Genomic DNA, 16,257 nt, shown 5'->3' on the forward strand with positions numbered 1-16,257 from the left:
GCAGAGATGATCAACGTACCGGTCGCAGCGCGCCCCGGAACCGCTCGACCACCGCGGCCACGTCCTCCCGGACGCTGAATCCGGCCGCGTGGACGTGCCCGCCGCCGCCCAGTTCGGCGCAGGCCGCGGCGACGTCCACCACACCCCGGGAGCGCGAGGAGCCGCGCAGCGTGCCGTCCGGGTCCTGCTTGAGCACCAGCGCCACCTCGGCCTCGGCCGGGCGGCGCAGGATGTCGATCAGTCCCTCGATCTCCTCGACCGTGACGCTGAACAGCGCGAGGTCCTGGTACGGCACCCAGGTCCACACCAGCCCCAGCCCGTCGGCCGCCTCCGGCTCGTAGACGGCCCGGTCGAGCGCGCCCGCGAGCACCTTGAGGTAACCGAAGGACGAGGTGTCCCACAGCTGCCGGGAGATCAGGTCGTGCCGGATCCCGGTGGCCAGCAGCCGGGCGGCCAGCTCGTGGGTGGCGGGCGTGGTGGCCCGGTACTTGAACGAGCCGGTGTCGGTGGCCACACCCGTGTAGAGGCAGGTGGCCAGCTCCTCGTCCAGCTCGACGCCGAGCCGGCGCAGCAGCTCGTCGACCAGCACGGCGGTGGCCGGAGCGGTCGGGTCGATCAGCTGGTGGGTGCCGAAGCCCGGGTTGGAGGCGTGGTGGTCGAACACCACCAGGACGGGCGCGGCGAAGGCCTTGTCGTGCAGCAGGCCGAGCCGGCTCTCCGCGGCCACGTCGAAGCAGAGCACCAGCTCGGGCACGTCCGGCACCGCGGACGCCGGCACGATCAGCTCCTGGCCGGGCAGGAAGACCAGCGACTCGGGCACGATCTGCGGGTCGTCGCCGAAGGAGACCCGCACCTGCTTGCCGAGCGCGCGCAGCGCCAGCGCGGCCGCCAGCGAGGAGCCCAGCGCGTCGCCGTCCGGGCAGATGTGGCAGATCAGGTCGATCGAACGGGCCCGCCCGATCTCCGCCACCACCTGCTGCCAGATCAGCTCGAACCCGCTCTCCTCGGTGCGCGGGCCCGGGAGCGCCGCGAGGGCACCCTCCACCGTGCTGGTGGAGGACGCCCCCGTGGTCGATCCGGCTCGCGGGGCGGCCCGCGCCGGCTCACCCGCCATGACTACTCGTCCTCGTCGTCACGCTCGGACGCCGGAACCCGGTACGGGTCCGCGCCGCCGGCGTAGTCCGCCCCCGCGGCCTGGGTGCGCACGGCGGCGTCCGAGGTGCGGGCCCGGTCGAGCAGGTCGTCGATGTTCCGGGCGTTGTCCGGCAGCGCGTCCGCGACGAAGGTCAGCGTCGGCGTGAAGCGCACGCCGATCTTGCCGACCTCGGAACGGATCACGCCCTTGGCGCTCTCCAGCGCGGCCGCGGTGGCCTCGCGCTCGGTCTCGTCACCGAAGACGGTGTAGAAGACGGTGGCCTCGCGCAGGTCTCCGGTCACCCGGGTGTCGGTGATGGTCACGAACCCCAGACGGGGGTCCTTGATCCGCCGTTCCAGGGTCTGGGCGACGACCACCTGAATGCGGTCGGCGAGCTTGCGCGCCCTTGCGGTGTCGGTCACGTTGCCTCCTCGTGCAGTGGGCCCGGTACCCGGGTGAGCTGCGCACCCGTCGGGGCCCACGCCCCAAAGTACCGGCCCGCGCCCGGCCTTGCGGGCGCTCTCGGTCCTGATCCGTGTGAGAACGGCGACTTCCGCCGACCGGCTCCACGGGCCTCATTCATCGTCGTCGTTGTGGTAGCGCCTCCTCGCGGAGAGGAGTTGCACCTCGGGGCGGCCGGCGACCAACCGCTCACAGCTGTCCAGGACCTCGGTGACGTACCCGGCTTCGCCGGCCACCACCGCCAGACCGATCTCGGCCCGGCGGTGCAGGTCCTGGTTCCCGGTCTCGGCAGCGCACACGCTGTACTTGCGCTGCAGTTCGGCCACGATGGGCCGCACGATCGAACGCTTCTCCTTGAGCGAGTGGACGTCGCCCAGCAGCAGGTCGAAGGTGAGTGTTCCCACGAACATGTATGACAGGTCTCGCCGACCTGGAAGGCCTCGGGGAGCAGCCCGGAACCGGGCCGGCTCCGCTGTGTCCGACTACTTCCCGGACCCTACACAGCGAGACCGGGGCCGGTCGACGGAAATACCACCCGTCGACCGGCCCCGGCTGACACCGACTAGGCGCGCGGCTTCTCGCGCATCTCGTAGGTCTCGATGATGTCCTCGACCTTGATGTCGTTGAACGACCCCAGGGTGACACCGGCCTCGAAGCCCTCGCGGACCTCGGTCGCGTCGTCCTTGAAGCGGCGCAGACCCTCGATGGTGAGGCTCTCCGCCACGACCTTGCCGTCGCGCAGCAGGCGGGCCTTGGCGTTGCGGCGGATGATGCCGTCGCGGACCAGGACACCGGCGATGTTGCCGAACTTGGAGGAGCGGAAGACCTCGCGGATCTCCGCGGCGCCGAGGCGCACCTCCTCGTACTCCGGCTTGAGCATGCCCTTGAGGGCGTTCTCGATCTCCTCGATCGCCTGGTAGATGACCGAGTAGTACCGGACGTCCACGCCTTCCTTGTCGGCCGCGGCGCGCGCACGGCCTTCGGCGCGCACGTTGAAGCCGATGATGATGGCGTCCGAGCCCATCGCCAGGTCCACGTCGGACTCGGTGATGGCACCCACACCGCGGTGCAGGACCCGGAGCTCGACCTCCTCGCCGACGTCCAGCTTGACCAGGGCGTCCTCGAGGGCCTCGACCGAACCGGAGACGTCACCCTTGATGATGAGGTTGAGCTGCTCGATGGAGCCGGCGGCGATGGCCTTGTCCAGGTCCTCCAGGGACACCCGGACCCGACGCTGCGCGAAGGCGGCGTTGCGGTCGCGGGCCGAACGCTTCTCGGCGATCTGACGGGCGGTGCGGTCCTCGTCGACGACGATGAAGCTGTCGCCGGCGCGGGGCACCGAGGTCAGACCGAGCAGCAGCACCGGGCGGGACGGGCCGGCCTCGGCGAGGCTGTTGCCGTTCTCGTCCAGCATCGCGCGGACGCGGCCGTAGGCGTCGCCCACGACGATCGAGTCGCCGACGCGGAGGGTACCGCGCTGCACGAGCACGGTCGCCATGGCGCCGCGGCCCTTGTCCAGGTGCGCCTCGATGGCGATACCCTGCGCGTCCTGCTCGGGGTTGGCCCGCAGGTCCAGCGAGGCGTCCGCGGTCAGGACCACGGCCTCCAGCAGCTGGTCGATGTTCAGGCCCTGGCGCGCGGAGATGTCGACGAACATGGTGTCGCCGCCGTACTCCTCGGCCACCAGACCGAACTCGGTCAGCTGACCGCGGACCTTGGTCGGGTCGGCGCCCTCGACGTCGATCTTGTTGACGGCGACCACGATCGGCACACCCGCGGCCTTGGCGTGGTTCAGCGCCTCGACCGTCTGCGGCATGACACCGTCGTTGGCCGCGACCACCAGGATCGCGATGTCGGTGGACTTGGCACCACGGGCACGCATGGCGGAGAACGCCTCGTGACCCGGGGTGTCGAGGAAGGTGATCGGGCGCTCTTCGCCGTTCACGACCGTCGCCACCTGGTAGGCACCGATGTGCTGGGTGATGCCACCCGCCTCACCGGCCACCACGTTGGACTTGCGGATCGCGTCCAGCAGGCGGGTCTTACCGTGGTCGACGTGACCCATGACGGTGACGACCGGCGGGCGCGGGGCCAGCTGGTCCTCGTCGCCCTCGTTGGCGCCGAAGTCGATGTCGAACGACTCCAGCAGCTCGCGGTCCTCGTCGTCCCGGCTGACGATCTCCAGGACGAAGCCCATCTCGTCCGCCAGCAGCTGCAGCGTGGCGTCGGAGACCGACTGGGTCGCGGTGACCATCTCACCGAGGTTGAACATGACGGAGACGAGCGCGGCCGGGTTGGCGTTGATCTTCTCCGCGAAGTCCATCAGCGAGGCGCCGCTCGACAGGCGAACGGTCTGGCCGTTGCCGCGAGGCAGCATCACACCGCCGACGGACGGGGCCTGCATGGCCTCGTACTCCTGGCGCTTCGCCCGCTTCGACTTGCGACCGCGAGCCGGGCGACCGCCCGGGCCACGACCGAAGGCACCCTGCGTGCCACCACGGGCACCCGGGCCACCGGGACGACCGCCGAAGCCACCGGGACGCGGGCCGAAGCCACCGCCACCGCCGGGAGCGCCGCCACCGGGACGCGGACCGCCGAAGCCACCGCCACCGGCCGGACGCGAGCCCGGACCGGCCGGACGGCCCTGGAAGCCGGGACGGGCACCGCCGGCACCCGGACCACCCGGACGGCCGCCGGGGCCACCCGGACCACGGCCACCCGGACCCGGACGCGGGCCGGCCGGACGCTGCGGCATCATGCCCGGGTTCGGGCGAGGCATGCCGGACGGGGTCGGACCACCGGGACGCGGCGCGGCCGGACGCGGCATGCCGTCGGGACGCGGGGCGCCACCCGGACGGGGGGCACCGGCACCCGGAGCACCGGCGGGACGCGGACGGTCGCCACCGGGACGCGGGGCACCACCCGGACGGGGGGCACCGGCACCCGGAGCACCACCCGGACGGGGCGCACCGGCACCCGGAGCACCGGCGGGACGCGGACGGTCGCCACCGGGACGCGGACGGTCGCCGCCCTGGGCACCGCCCGGACGCGGAGCACCGCCCTGACCGCCCTGACGGCGCTCACCGGGGCGGCCCATGCCGGTCGCGCTGCCCGAGGTGAACGGGTTGTTGCCCGGACGCGGACCGGCCGGACGCGGGCCCGGACGGGCACCGCCGGTGGCCTGGCCACTGGGGCGCGGGGCCTGGGCGGCCGGACGCGGGGCGTCACCGGCCGGAGCCGGCGAGGAGAACTCGGCCGCGGGCGCGGCCGGGGCCGCCGGAGCGGCGGGACGTGCGGCCGGGCGCGGGCCCGGGGTCGGCGCACCCGGAGCCGGCGTGGCCGGCTTCGGGGCGGCGGGGGCGGCCGGCGCGGAAGGCGCGGCGGCAGCCGGGGTCGGACGGGGACCAGGGGTCGCGCTGGGGCGCGGACCCGGGGTCGGGGCCCCCGGCTTCGGGGAACCCGAGCCGGCGGCGGGGGAGGGCGCCGCGGACTTCCGCGGGCCCGGCTTGGCGGCGGAACCACCAGTGGGGGCAACACCAAGCGCGTCAGTCAGCTTGCGCACGACCGGCGCCTCGATCGTCGAGGACGCCGAACGGACGAACTCACCGAGCTCGGTGAGCTTGGCCATGACGGCCTTGCTCTCCAAGCCAAGCTCCTTGGCGAGTTCATAAACCCGGACCTTAGCCACTTCACTCCTGTCTATGAGTCCGGGGGTCTCGTCCGCCGGACTGTCGCTACTTCATGGGCGTACCCATCGCGTACTCATCGCGTACTCATCGAGAGCTCATCGCAATCTCGACCTACTTCCACATCGCGAGGTACCTGACTGGTGCACGGCGCGCGGCTTCCCGAGCGCTGTGCTTGTTGCGGTGGTTCTCCGCCGCGCGAGCGGCGGCCGTCGCGGGAGGCGGCCCTGCTACGAGGCTTCGCCCGCCCGCTCCCCGATGAACCCGCGGAGCCGCTCGGTGTCGAGCGCGCCCTGGAGCCGGAAGGCCCGGGGGAACGCCCGACGGCGGACCGCGAGGTCGAGGCAGGTCGGATCGGGGTGCAGATGAGCGCCCCGGCCCGGGAGTGCGCCACGGGGATCAGGGACGCACTCGCCCTCGACCGCCGTGACACGCAACAGCTGGTGCTTGGCCGCGCGCTTGCGGCAGCCCACGCAGGTGCGTTCCGGGCGTGCTCGGACATGCGTCCGGCCAGACGAAGGCAAGTCTACCCCTCCGAAGCGACATGGCGCCGCCCCGCCGAATCCGGAGGACCGGCGGGGACGCCGACGACGACACTGATTACCGGGCCTGCGCTTCCTCGGCCTGGCCCTCGGTGTCCGGACGGATGTCGATCCGCCAGCCGGTCAGGCGCGCGGCCAGGCGGGCGTTCTGCCCCTCCTTGCCGATCGCCAGCGACAGCTGGTAGTCCGGCACGATCACCCGGGCGGAGCGCTGGGCGGCGTCCACGATCTCCACGCTGGTCACCCGCGCGGGCGACAGGGCGGCGGCCACCATCTCCCGGGGGTCCTCGGACCAGTCGACGATGTCGATCTTCTCGCCGTGCAACTCGCCCATCACCGCGCGCACCCGGGAGCCCATCGGGCCGATGCAGGCGCCCTTGGCGTTCAGGCCCTGGCGGCGCGACCAGACCGCGATCTTGGTCCGGTGGCCGGCCTCACGGGCGATCGCCGCGATCTCCACGCTGCCGTCCGCGATCTCCGGGACCTCCAGCGCGAACAGCTTCTTCACCAGGCTCGGGTGGGTGCGCGACAGCGTCACCGAAGCACCGCGCACACCCCGGCGCACGGCCACCACGTAGCACTTCAGCCGGGTGCCGTGCCGGTAGTCCTCGCCCGGGACCTGCTCCTGCGGCGGCAGGATGGCCTCCAGCTTGCCGATGTCGACCAGCACGTTCTTCGGGTCGTTGCCCTGCTGGACGACACCGGTGACGATGTCGCCCTCCTTGCCCGCGTACTCACCGAAGGTCTGGTCGTCGGCGGCGTCGCGCAGGCGCTGCATCATCACCTGGATGCCGATGCTGGACGCGATCCGGCCGAAGCCGTTCGGGGTGTCGTCGAACTCCTTCGGCTCGACGCCCTCGTCCAGCTCCGCCGGGTCCTCCATGGCCCACACGGTGACGTGGCCGCTCTTGCGGTCCAGGTTCACCCGGGCCCGGCGGCGCGAGCCCTCGGTGCGGTGGTACGCGGTGAGGAGGGCGGACTCGATGGACTCGACCAGCAGGTCGAAAGGGATGTTCTTCTCGTTGACCAGCGTGCGCAGGGCACTCATGTCGATGTCCACGGCTACGCCTCCTCGTCTTTCGTCACGTTCGTCATGGTCGTACGGCACCCGGGGGTCACTCGGCGCCGTCCTCCCCCTCGTCGAAGTCCGCGGCCTCGTCCAGGAGCTCGTCGTCCTTGCGGTTGAACTCGACCTGGACGCGCGCCCGGGTCACCTCCGCGTACGCCAGACGGCGCTCCTTCGGACGGCCGCGCCCCTTCACCGGCTGCACCTCGACCAGTGCGCCGTCCTCGTCGGCCTCCAGCACCCGGGCGACGATCTCCCCGCCGTCCACCAGGTGGATCCTGGCCAGCCGACCCTCGGCGCGCTGCCAGTGCCGGGGCAGGACCAGCGGACGCTCCGCACCCGGCGAGCCGACCTCCAGCAGGTACGCGTCGTCCCCCATCAGGTCCGACTCGTCCAGGGCCTCACCGACCACCCGGCTGAACTCGGCGATGGCGTCCATGTCCACACCGCCGTCGGTGTCGACGTCGATCTGCACCTGCCGGCGGCTGCCCGCCCGAGTGACCCTGACGTCCTCCAGGTCCAGTCCGGCCTGCTCGGCCAGCGGCTCCAGCAACGCTCGCAGCCGGTCGGTGTGGGTGGTGCTCATCCGGGTGGACTCCTCGGCCGCGTCTGCTGTTGTCAGAAGGTCGCCGCGCACCCCCGGTGCCACACCGGAATCACGGCAGCTCGGCCCAAAGCCTATCCGGTCAAGCCCCCAACCACCGATTCCTGACCTCCCCCGGCCGCCCGCACACCACCCACTGCGAGCAACCTCACACCCGGCCCGGCATCCCCGAACCGGACCCGGGAACGTGGGGATTCTGTAATCATTCACGCCAACGAGGGCTGGCGGGGAGGCCGTCCTCCCGTACCCGCCCGGAGCGCCCCCGATGCAGCCGCCCAGCCGACGGACCCTCCTGGCCCTCGGACTGCTCACCACCCTCACCGCCTGCACCGCCTCCGTCGGCGACCGGCACGCCGACCCCGCCCCGCCCCGCGACCCGGACACCCCGGTCCGACTGCGCGCGATCGCCGCCACCGACCTCCTGCTCGGCGCCTACGACAACCTGCTCACCGTCCCGGGCGCCCGGACCGCCCTGCTCCAGCCCCTGCGCGACGACACCGTCCAGCACCGCGCCGCCCTCGTCCAGGGCCTGCCGAGCGCGAGCCCCTCCCCCACCAGCACCCCGTACCGCTCCCTCCCCACCCTCCCCGAGCTGGCCCTCATGGAGCACCGGACCGCCGAGGCCCACCTCCACGACCTCGACGAGGTCGGCCCGCCCCTGGCCCGGCTGCTCGCCTCCGTCTCCGCCTCCAACGCCCTGCACGCCGCGGCCCTCGGCGACACCACCCCCGTCCTGACGCCCGACGCCGTCACCGAAGGCACCCCCGCCGGCAGAGCCGCCGCCGTCCCCGTCCTCCAGGCCGCCCTCGGCGCCGAACACGCCGCCGTCTACGGCTACGGCGTCGTCGGCGCCCACTTCCCCGACGACCCCCAACGCGCGGACGCCCGCACCACCCACGCCGCCCACCAGGCCCAGCGCGACGCCTGGCAACGCCTCCTCGGCACCCTCACCGCCGCCCCCACCCCCGCCGCCGGCGGCTACCGGCTCCCCTTCCCCGTCACCTCCCCCACCGACGCCGCCAAGCTCGCCGTCCACCTGGAGACCCGCCTGACCACCGCCTACGCCGACCTGGTCCCCGCCGTCCCCGCCCCCTACCGCCTCCTCGCCGCCACCGCCCTCCGCGAAGCCACCCTGCGCGCCCACCACTGGGGCGCCCCCGCCACCCCCTTCCCCGGCACCCCCGGCTGACCCTGAGCCCCCGCGCCCGCCTCCCGCCTCCCGCCTCCCGCCCGGAAGCCGGCACCCTCCCGAGCGCCCCCGCCCTCCCAAACCCCGACAATGGACCCATGTCGGGAGCCGAACCCACCATCACCGTCCCCACCTGGCTGACGAACACCGTCACCGCCACCCACGGCGAGGCCGGCCGCCAATGGCTGGCCGACCTCCCCGCGAAGGCCGCCACCCACCTCGCCGCCTGGAACCTCACGCTCGAACGGATCCTCGACCCCGGCGGCAGCCTCAGCCTCGTCGCGTACGTCCACCGCGACGACCTCTCCCCCGCCGTCCTCAAGATCGGCCTGCCCACCCCCGAGACCGCCCAGGAGCACACCGCCCTCGCCCACTGGGCGGGCCGCGGAGCCGTCCTCCTGCTCGACGCCGTCCCCGCCGAGGGGGTCCTCCTGCTCGAACGCCTCCACGGCGAGATCCCGCTGCGTTCCCTCGCCGAGCCCAAGGCCGCGCTGGAGGCCACCAGCCTGCTGCACCGACTCTGGACGGAGCTCCCCGAGGGCCACCCCTTCCCCGCCGCCGCCCAGCGGATCGCCGCCGCCGCCCGCCTCGCGGAACACCCCCACCCCGCCGCGGCCGAAGCGCGGCAGCTGATCGCCGGGGCCCTGGACACCGCCCGGAGCCTGGCCGACTCCGCCGACGAGTCCTTCCTCCTGCACGGCGACTTCCACCACGGCAACGTCCTGGCCGCCGACCGGGCCCCCTGGCTGGCCGTCGACCCGAGCCCGCTGGCCGGCGAGCGCGCCTACGACCTGGCCCGTCTCGCCCTGGACCGCGCCGACACCCTGCTCGGCTCCCCCGGCGCCCCCGCGGCCGTCCGCCGCCGTCTGGGCCGGCTCGCCGAGTCCCTCGAGGTCGACCGGGAGCGCCTGCGCGGCTGGACCCTCTTCCGGGCCGTCGACCTCGCCCTCCGCGCCCTCGCCGCGGACCGCCGCGAGGACGCCGAGCTACACCTCGAATTCGCCGACTCCCTCTGACCCCAAGGCCCTTGAGGCCAAAGGCACTTGGGCTGCTAGGCCCCGGTTCCCCGCAGGGGCAGCCGGGCCCCCATCACCGCGTACAGCCGGTCCGTCGCCGGGAACCGCACCGCCCGCGCCAGGTCCTGGTACCCCAACGCCCGGTACAGCCGCCGCGCCGGCGTCTCCGCGTCGATCGCCGAGAGGATGCTCCGGTCCAGGCCCGACGCCTCGCACAGGGTCCGGATGATCCGCGAGCCGACCCCCTGCCCCTGGAACTCCGGCAGCACGTGCAGCTCGGTGACGGCGAAGACCCTGTCCAGCCAGTCCCCGTAGCCGCGGGCGGACAGGTAGGGCTCGATCACCGTGCTCCACCAGTGCTCCCGCTGGTTGGGCATCCCGTACCCGAACCCGACCAGCTGCCCCCCGCTCATCGCCCCCAGCGCGATCACCCCCGGCTGCTGGGCGTGCCGCCCCACGATGTGCAGCCGTACCGCGACCTCCTCGGGCGTCAGCCCGAACGCCACCGCCTGGACCTCCAGCGCCTGCGGCGCCCAGGCCGCAAGGTCGATGGCCTCGATCGTCACCCCGGTCAGCTGATCCATGCTCCGGACGTTACTACCCGTGGCCCTGCGGCGCGGCCGAAGATCCCAACAGCACCTCGCGCACCGCGCCCGCCCCGCCCGGGCCTCCCCCTCAGAACAGCACGCTCATGAACGCCCCGACCTCCCGGAACCCCACCCGCCGGTACGCGGCCCGGGCCCGCAGGTTGAAGTCGTTGACGTACAGCGACGCCACCGGCGCCACCTCCCGCAACGCGACGTCCAGGACCGCCGCCATCCCGGTCTCGGAGAGCCCCTGCCCCCGGTGCTCCGGAGCGACCCAGACCCCCTGGATCTGACAGGCCCCCTCCGTCACCGCCCCGATCTCCGCCTTGAAGACGACCTGCCCGTCCTCCCCGAACCGCGCGAACGACCGCCCGGCGGACACGAGTTCGGCCACCCGGGCCTGGTAGAGGAGCCCGCCGTCCCCCGCCAGCGGCGACACCCCCACCTCCTCGGTGAACATCGCCACGCAGGCCGGCATCAGCGCCTCGGCCTCGTCGCGCCGCACCCTGCGCACCAGCGGATCCGGCGCGATCTCCGCCGACGGCACCGAGGTCGCCAACAGCGGCTGGTGCGCCCGCACGTCCCGGGCCGGCCCCCAACTGCGCTCCAGCAGCGCCCAGAAGGCCGCCGTGGCCGCCGCCGGCCCGACGATCGAGGAGCAGCGCCGCCCCTGCCGGCGGGCCCGCTCCGCGAACGCCGCGACCGCCTCCGACCCGGCGTCGACGAGGACCAGGTTCGCCCCGGCGTAGCAGAGCGCGTCCAGCACGCCGTCCCCGTCGTACCAGCCCCACAGCTCCCCGCCGAGCCGCCACGGGTCCAGCCCGACGGCCTCGACCCTGGTGGCGACGAACGCGTTGGCGACCGGGTCGCGGTGGAGGACCTCCAGGGCGTCCGGGAGGTCCGGCGGCTCCAGCACGCGGGTGGTGGCCAGGGCCCGGGCGGCCTGGAAGGAGCTCGGGAGCATCACACCTCGATCGAGCATCGAGACAGCACCTCACTGAGACGACTCTGGCCGCACCCTACTCCGTGGCCCCACCCGGCTACGGCCGCGGGGCCGTCCGCGAACGGACGGCCCCGCTTCCGGAATGCACCGCACGGGTGCTCCCGTACGGTCAGGACAACCTACGGCTGTCAGAACAAGCTACGCGGGGTCCGCTCCCGCACAAGCCGCGCGGGGGTCACTCCCCGGCGACCACCGTCGGCGCACCCGCCTCGACGCCCGCCGCCTGCATCTGCTCGGCGAGCTTGAGCGCCTCCTCGATCAGGGTCTCGACGATCTTCGACTCCGGAACGGTCTTGATGACCTCGCCCTTGACGAAGATCTGCCCCTTGCCGTTGCCGGAGGCGACCCCGAGGTCGGCCTCGCGGGCCTCGCCCGGACCGTTCACGACGCAGCCCATGACGGCCACCCGCAGCGGCACCTCCATGCCCTCCAGCCCGGCGGTGACCTCCTCCGCGAGCTTGTAGACGTCCACCTGGGCGCGTCCGCAGGACGGGCAGGAGACGATCTCCAGGCCGCGCTCGCGCAGTCCGAGCGACTCCAGGATCTGGTTGCCGACCTTGATCTCCTCGGCCGGCGGGGCGGAGAGGGAGACCCGGATGGTGTCGCCGATGCCCTCGGCCAGCAGCGCGCCGAAGGCGACCGCCGACTTGATGGTGCCTTGGAAGGCCGGCCCGGCCTCGGTCACGCCGAGGTGCAGCGGGTAGTCGCACGCGGCGGCGAGCTGGCGGTAGGCGTTGATCATCACGACCGGGTCGTTGTGCTTGACCGAGATCTTGATGTCGCGGAAGTCGTGCTCCTCGAACAGCGAGCACTCCCACAGCGCCGACTCGACCAGCGCCTCCGGGGTGGCCCGGCCGTACTTCTCCATCAGCCGCTTGTCCAGCGAGCCGGCGTTGACGCCGATCCGGATCGGGACGCCCGCGTCCTTGGCGGCCTTGGCGATCTCGCCGACCTTGTCGTCGAAGGCCTTGATGTTGCCCGGGTTCACGCGCACCGCCGCGCAGCCGGCGTCGATCGCCGCGAAGACGTACTTGGGCTGGAAGTGGATGTCCGCGATGACCGGGATCTGCGACTTCCTGGCGATGATCGGCAGCGCGTCGGCGTCGTCCTGCGAGGGCACGGCGACCCGGACGATCTGGCAGCCGGACGCGGTGAGCTGGGCGATCTGCTGCAGCGTGGCGTTGATGTCCGAGGTCACGGTGGTGGTCATCGACTGCACCGAGACCGGCGCGTCGCCGCCGACCGGCACGTTGCCGACCATGATCTGCCGGGAGTAACGGCGCTTGGCCAGCGGCTTGAGCGGCAGGGACGGAATACCGAGCGAGATCGCGGTCATGTGCGCAGGGTTCCCCGGGGTAGAGGTGTGGTCGACCGCCCGGCCGTGACACGGCCGAGGCCGGGCGCGCTGACGATCGCGCACCCGGCCTCCACGGTACGGCACCGTCATGGCGCCCAGCACACCCGTGGTACCCGAACGCCCTAACTGATCTTCACCGGGTTCACCAGGTCGGCGACCATCACCAGCAGGGTGAAGCCGATGAAGATGCTGGCCACCACGTACGCCACCGGCATCAGCTTGGCGACGTCGAAGGGGCCCGGGTCGGGCCGCCGGAACAGCTGTGCGAACCGGCGCCGGACCGCTTCCCAGGCCGCGCCGGCGATGTGCCCGCCGTCCAGCGGGAGCAGCGGCAGCATGTTGAAGAGGAAGAGCGACAGGTTGATGCCGGCCAGCAGGTTCACGAAGAACGCGATCCGCTGGGTGCCGGGGATGTCGAGCGAGAAGACCTCGCCGCTGACCCGGGCGGCGCCGACCATGCCGATCGGCGAGTCCGGATCGCGCGGGGCGTCGCCGACGACCGCGTTCCACAGCCCCGGGATCTTGCCCGGCAACGCGATCAGCGACTTCACCCCGTTCTCGGTCATGTCGTACATCCGGTCGACCGACTGCCCGAATCCCAGCCGGACCACACCACTCGCGGGAGTGAATCCGAGGAACCCGGCCTGGACGCTCTGGCCCTTGAGCGGGACGCCGTTGCCGTCGTACTTCTGGACGTCGTTGACCGCGATGGTCGGGTTGAGGGTGAGCTGCTCCCCGGCCCGCTCGACCACGACCGGCACGGTCCGGCCGGCCGACTCGCGGATGTCCGCCTGGAGCTGGTCGTAGCTGTGGATCCGGTCGCCGTCGAAGGAGAGGATCCGGTCGCCCGCCCTGAGCCCGGCCTGGGCGGCCGGGGTCTGCGGGGCGCCCTCCGGGCAGGTGTCCCGGGGCTGGCCGACCTTGACCACGCACTTCTCGACCGAGCTGACCGTCGGCACGCTCATGTTGACGCCGAAGCCCATCATGACGGTCAGGAAGAGCCCGAACGCCAGGATCAGGTTCATGAACGGACCGGCGAACATGACGATCATGCGCTTCCAGGGCTTGCGGGTGTAGAAGAGCCGGCTCTCGTCACCCTCCTGGATCTCCTCGTAGGAGGCCTCGCGGGCGTCCTCGATCATGGTTCGCCAGGGCGAACTGCTGCGCTTGGTGATCCGGCCGTCCTCGCCCGGCGGGAACATCCCGATCATCCGGATGTACCCGCCGAACGGGATCGCCTTGATGCCGTACTCGGTCTCGCCCTTCCGGCGCGACCAGAGGGTCGGGCCGAAGCCGACCATGTACTGCGGCACCCGGATGCCGAACAGCTTGGCCGTGGAGAGGTGGCCGAGTTCGTGCCAGGCGATCGAGATGAGCAGCCCGATGACGAAGACCAGGATGCCGACCACCGTCAAAACCGTTGCCACCGTTGGTCCTCCGTCATGCCGCTCCGCTCATCGTCTCGTCCTACCGCAATCGGGGCCATTGGCCGACCGTCAGCCGGCCGCCAGCTCGCGGGCCCGGGCGCGCGCCCAGTCCTCCGCGTGCAGGACGTCCTCCACCGTCAGGGAAGTTCCCGCCGCCGCGGCGCCGTCCCGCTGACCGTGCTCGGCCACGACCTTGGCAACAGTGTCCACGATTCCCGTGAAAGCGAGGCGGCCCTTCAGAAATGCCTCCACGCACTCCTCGTTCGCCGCGTTGAAGACCGCCGGGAAGGTGGCGCCCAGGGCACCCACCTCGCGGGCCAGCTCGACCGCCGGGAAGGCCTCGTCGTCCAACGGGAAGAACTCCCACGTGGCGGCCCTGGTCCAGTCGCAGGCGGGAGCGGCGTCCGGCACCCGGTCCGGCCAGCCCAGGCCCAGCGCGATCGGCATCCGCATGTCCGGCGGGCTCGCCTGGGCCAGGGTCGAACCGTCGGTGAACTCCACCATCGAGTGCACCACCGACTGCGGATGGACGACGACCTCGATCCGGTCGAACGGCACGTCGTACAGCAGGTGCGCCTCGATCACCTCCAGGCCCTTGTTCACCAGGGTGGCCGAGTTGATCGTGACGACCGGGCCCATCGACCAGGTCGGGTGCGCCAGCGCGTCCTGCGGGGTCACCCCGGCCAACTGCTCCCGGGTGCGGTTGCGGAACGGGCCGCCGCTGGCGGTGACCACCAGCTTGCGCACCTCGGCCCGGGTCCCGCCGGCCAGCGCCTGGAACAGCGCGGCGTGCTCGGAGTCCACCGGCACGATCTGGCCCGGCTTCGCCACCGCCCTCACCAGCGGACCGCCGACGATCAGCGACTCCTTGTTGGCCAGCACCAGCACCCGGCCCGCCTCCAGCGCGGCCAGCGTCGGCCGCAGGCCGATCGAACCGGTGATGCCGTTCAGCACCGAGTGGCACTCCAGGGCGGCCAGCTCGGTCGCCGCGTCCGGACCCACCAGCACGGTCGGCAGCGGACCGCCCGCCGCCTTCGCGGCCAGCGCCTCGCGCAGCGCCGGCTCGGCCGCCGGATCGGCCACCGCCACGGTGTGCACGCCCAACCGCACCGCCTGCTCGGCGAGCAGCTCCACCCGGCCGCCCGCCGCCGACAGCGCGACCACCCGGAAGCGGTCCGGGTTGCGGAGCACCACATCGATCGCCTGGGTGCCGATCGAACCGGTGGAACCCAGGATCACCAGCTCCCGGGGGCCGGAGGGGTCCGCCACGGTGGGCGTGAAGCGCAGCTGCGGGTGGGCGAGCGAAGTCATGCGCCCATTGTGTCCTGTCCGCGGCACCGCCCCGGACCTCTTGTGTCCTGTCCGCGGCACCGCCCCGGACTTCCCCGGACCTCCCCGGGCCGCCCGGCCCGTCCCGGGCTACCGTCGGAACCATGCGTACCGTCATCGCCGGGGGCCACGGACAGATCGCGCTCCGACTGGAACGGCTGCTCGCCGCCCGCGGCGAACGCCCGGCCGGCATCATCCGCCGCCCCGAACAGGCCCGGGACCTCGTCGACGCCGGCGCCGAACCACTGCTGCTCGACCTGGAGGCCGCCACCGCCACGCAGCTCGCCGGACTGCTGACCGGCGCCGACGCGGTCGTCTTCGCCGCCGGCGCCGGACCGGGCAGCGGCGCCGCCCGCAAGAACACCGTGGACCGGGACGCCGCCGTACTGCTCGCCGACGCCGCCGAACTCGCCGGGATCCGCCGGTACCTGATGGTCTCGGCGATGGCCGCCGACGCCGCGGCGCACCACCCCGCCGACGAGGTCTTCGAGACCTACCTGCGGGCCAAGGGCGCCGCCGACGACGCCGTCCGGGCCCGCACCGGCCTGGACTGGACCGTGCTGCGCCCCGGGCGGCTCACCGACGGCCCCGGCACCGGCCTGGTCCGGCTCGCCCCCTCGGTCGACCGCGGCGCGGTCGACCGGGCCGACGTCGCCGCCGTCCTGGCCGCCCTGCTGCACGAGCCCGGCACCGCCGGACTGACCCTGGAACTGGTCTCCGGGAACGTCGCCGTCGAGGAGGCCGTCGCCGCGGCCGCCGGGCACGACGGCTGAGCCCGCGCGGGGACGCGAAACGCCGGGAGGGCCCGCGCGGGGACGCGAAACGCCGGGAGGGCCCGGTTCGGCGAACCGGGC

At 73.0% G+C, this 16,257-nt stretch carries 15 protein-coding genes; 3 read left to right on the forward strand and 12 right to left on the reverse strand.

Annotated features, from left to right (window positions below; translation table 11 throughout):
• Positions 1-10: 10 nt before the first annotated feature.
• From ACFVHV_RS14580 to rimP, 7 genes are all read right to left on the reverse strand, one after another.
• Complete coding sequence (locus tag ACFVHV_RS14580) at positions 11-1,114, reverse strand: DHH family phosphoesterase (protein ID WP_359909142.1); 1,104 nt, start codon at positions 1,112-1,114, stop codon at positions 11-13.
• A gap of 2 nt (positions 1,115-1,116) precedes the next feature.
• A complete protein-coding gene (rbfA, locus tag ACFVHV_RS14585) occupies positions 1,117-1,557 on the reverse strand; it encodes a 30S ribosome-binding factor RbfA (protein WP_359909144.1) in 441 nt (146 codons plus the stop codon).
• A gap of 153 nt (positions 1,558-1,710) precedes the next feature.
• Positions 1,711-2,007: a DUF503 domain-containing protein gene (locus ACFVHV_RS14590; protein WP_030311386.1), complete on the reverse strand. Its 297-nt coding sequence runs from the start codon at positions 2,005-2,007 to the stop codon at positions 1,711-1,713.
• A gap of 152 nt (positions 2,008-2,159) precedes the next feature.
• Positions 2,160-5,285, reverse strand: a complete 3,126-nt coding sequence (infB, locus tag ACFVHV_RS14595; protein WP_380351402.1) for a translation initiation factor IF-2 — start codon at positions 5,283-5,285, stop codon at positions 2,160-2,162.
• Between the two features lie 228 nt (positions 5,286-5,513).
• The gene (locus tag ACFVHV_RS14600; protein WP_359909151.1) at positions 5,514-5,756 is read right to left on the reverse strand and encodes a YlxR family protein; all 243 of its coding nucleotides are present in this window, start codon (positions 5,754-5,756) and stop codon (positions 5,514-5,516) included.
• Between the two features lie 127 nt (positions 5,757-5,883).
• Complete coding sequence (gene nusA, locus ACFVHV_RS14605; RefSeq protein WP_359909154.1) at positions 5,884-6,885, reverse strand: transcription termination factor NusA; 1,002 nt, start codon at positions 6,883-6,885, stop codon at positions 5,884-5,886.
• A gap of 55 nt (positions 6,886-6,940) precedes the next feature.
• Entirely contained in the window at positions 6,941-7,477 is a 537-nt protein-coding gene (rimP, locus tag ACFVHV_RS14610; RefSeq protein ID WP_359909157.1) for a ribosome maturation factor RimP, read from the reverse strand.
• 283 nt (positions 7,478-7,760) lie between these two features.
• On the opposite strand from rimP, the gene ACFVHV_RS14615 reads away from it, so the two are divergent.
• Positions 7,761-8,684: a ferritin-like domain-containing protein gene (locus ACFVHV_RS14615; protein ID WP_380351404.1), complete on the forward strand. Its 924-nt coding sequence runs from the start codon at positions 7,761-7,763 to the stop codon at positions 8,682-8,684.
• A 98-nt stretch (positions 8,685-8,782) separates the two neighbouring features.
• The gene (locus ACFVHV_RS14620) at positions 8,783-9,700 is read left to right on the forward strand and encodes an aminoglycoside phosphotransferase family protein (protein WP_380351405.1); all 918 of its coding nucleotides are present in this window, start codon (positions 8,783-8,785) and stop codon (positions 9,698-9,700) included.
• 35 nt (positions 9,701-9,735) lie between these two features.
• Here the strand turns inward: ACFVHV_RS14620 and ACFVHV_RS14625 are convergent, their stop codons facing one another.
• The 5 genes from ACFVHV_RS14625 to dxr form a co-directional block, all read right to left on the reverse strand.
• Positions 9,736-10,284 carry a GNAT family N-acetyltransferase gene (locus ACFVHV_RS14625; protein ID WP_380351406.1) on the reverse strand — a complete coding sequence of 183 codons (549 nt, stop codon included), beginning with the start codon at positions 10,282-10,284 and terminating at the stop codon, positions 9,736-9,738.
• Positions 10,285-10,375: 91 nt separating this feature from the next.
• On the reverse strand, positions 10,376-11,251 hold the full coding sequence (locus ACFVHV_RS14630) for a GNAT family N-acetyltransferase (RefSeq protein WP_380351424.1): 876 nt from the start codon (positions 11,249-11,251) through the stop codon (positions 10,376-10,378).
• Between the two features lie 214 nt (positions 11,252-11,465).
• Positions 11,466-12,626: a flavodoxin-dependent (E)-4-hydroxy-3-methylbut-2-enyl-diphosphate synthase gene (gene ispG, locus ACFVHV_RS14635; RefSeq protein ID WP_359909168.1), complete on the reverse strand. Its 1,161-nt coding sequence runs from the start codon at positions 12,624-12,626 to the stop codon at positions 11,466-11,468.
• A gap of 143 nt (positions 12,627-12,769) precedes the next feature.
• Entirely contained in the window at positions 12,770-14,074 is a 1,305-nt protein-coding gene (locus ACFVHV_RS14640) for a M50 family metallopeptidase (RefSeq protein ID WP_359909171.1), read from the reverse strand.
• Positions 14,075-14,143: 69 nt separating this feature from the next.
• Positions 14,144-15,385: a 1-deoxy-D-xylulose-5-phosphate reductoisomerase gene (gene dxr / locus ACFVHV_RS14645; protein ID WP_380351408.1), complete on the reverse strand. Its 1,242-nt coding sequence runs from the start codon at positions 15,383-15,385 to the stop codon at positions 14,144-14,146.
• A gap of 122 nt (positions 15,386-15,507) precedes the next feature.
• Here dxr and ACFVHV_RS14650 point away from each other — a divergent pair, with 122 nt between their 5' ends.
• Positions 15,508-16,176, forward strand: a complete 669-nt coding sequence (locus ACFVHV_RS14650) for an NAD(P)-binding oxidoreductase (RefSeq protein WP_359909177.1) — start codon at positions 15,508-15,510, stop codon at positions 16,174-16,176.
• The last annotated feature ends 81 nt before the right edge of the window (positions 16,177-16,257 follow it).

It is taken from the genome of Kitasatospora sp. NPDC127116 (genome assembly GCF_042677365.1).
In the GTDB taxonomy this organism is placed as follows: domain Bacteria; phylum Actinomycetota; class Actinomycetes; order Streptomycetales; family Streptomycetaceae; genus Kitasatospora; species Kitasatospora lactacystinica.

What these genes read in the sequence shown, in the direction of transcription:
- ACFVHV_RS14580 (WP_359909142.1), bottom strand. Translation starts at nt 1,114, where the DNA reads ATGGCGGGTGAGCCGGCGCGGGCCGCCCCGCGAGCCGGATCGACCACG.
- dxr (WP_380351408.1), bottom strand. Translation starts at nt 15,385, where the DNA reads ATGACTTCGCTCGCCCACCCGCAGCTGCGCTTCACGCCCACCGTGGCG.
- ACFVHV_RS14590 (WP_030311386.1), bottom strand. Translation starts at nt 2,007, where the DNA reads ATGTTCGTGGGAACACTCACCTTCGACCTGCTGCTGGGCGACGTCCAC.
- ACFVHV_RS14620 (WP_380351405.1), top strand. Translation starts at nt 8,783, where the DNA reads ATGTCGGGAGCCGAACCCACCATCACCGTCCCCACCTGGCTGACGAAC.
- ACFVHV_RS14615 (WP_380351404.1), top strand. Translation starts at nt 7,761, where the DNA reads ATGCAGCCGCCCAGCCGACGGACCCTCCTGGCCCTCGGACTGCTCACC.
- ispG (WP_359909168.1), bottom strand. Translation starts at nt 12,626, where the DNA reads ATGACCGCGATCTCGCTCGGTATTCCGTCCCTGCCGCTCAAGCCGCTG.
- rimP (WP_359909157.1), bottom strand. Translation starts at nt 7,477, where the DNA reads ATGAGCACCACCCACACCGACCGGCTGCGAGCGTTGCTGGAGCCGCTG.
- ACFVHV_RS14630 (WP_380351424.1), bottom strand. Translation starts at nt 11,251, where the DNA reads ATGCTCCCGAGCTCCTTCCAGGCCGCCCGGGCCCTGGCCACCACCCGC.
- ACFVHV_RS14625 (WP_380351406.1), bottom strand. Translation starts at nt 10,284, where the DNA reads ATGGATCAGCTGACCGGGGTGACGATCGAGGCCATCGACCTTGCGGCC.
- ACFVHV_RS14650 (WP_359909177.1), top strand. Translation starts at nt 15,508, where the DNA reads ATGCGTACCGTCATCGCCGGGGGCCACGGACAGATCGCGCTCCGACTG.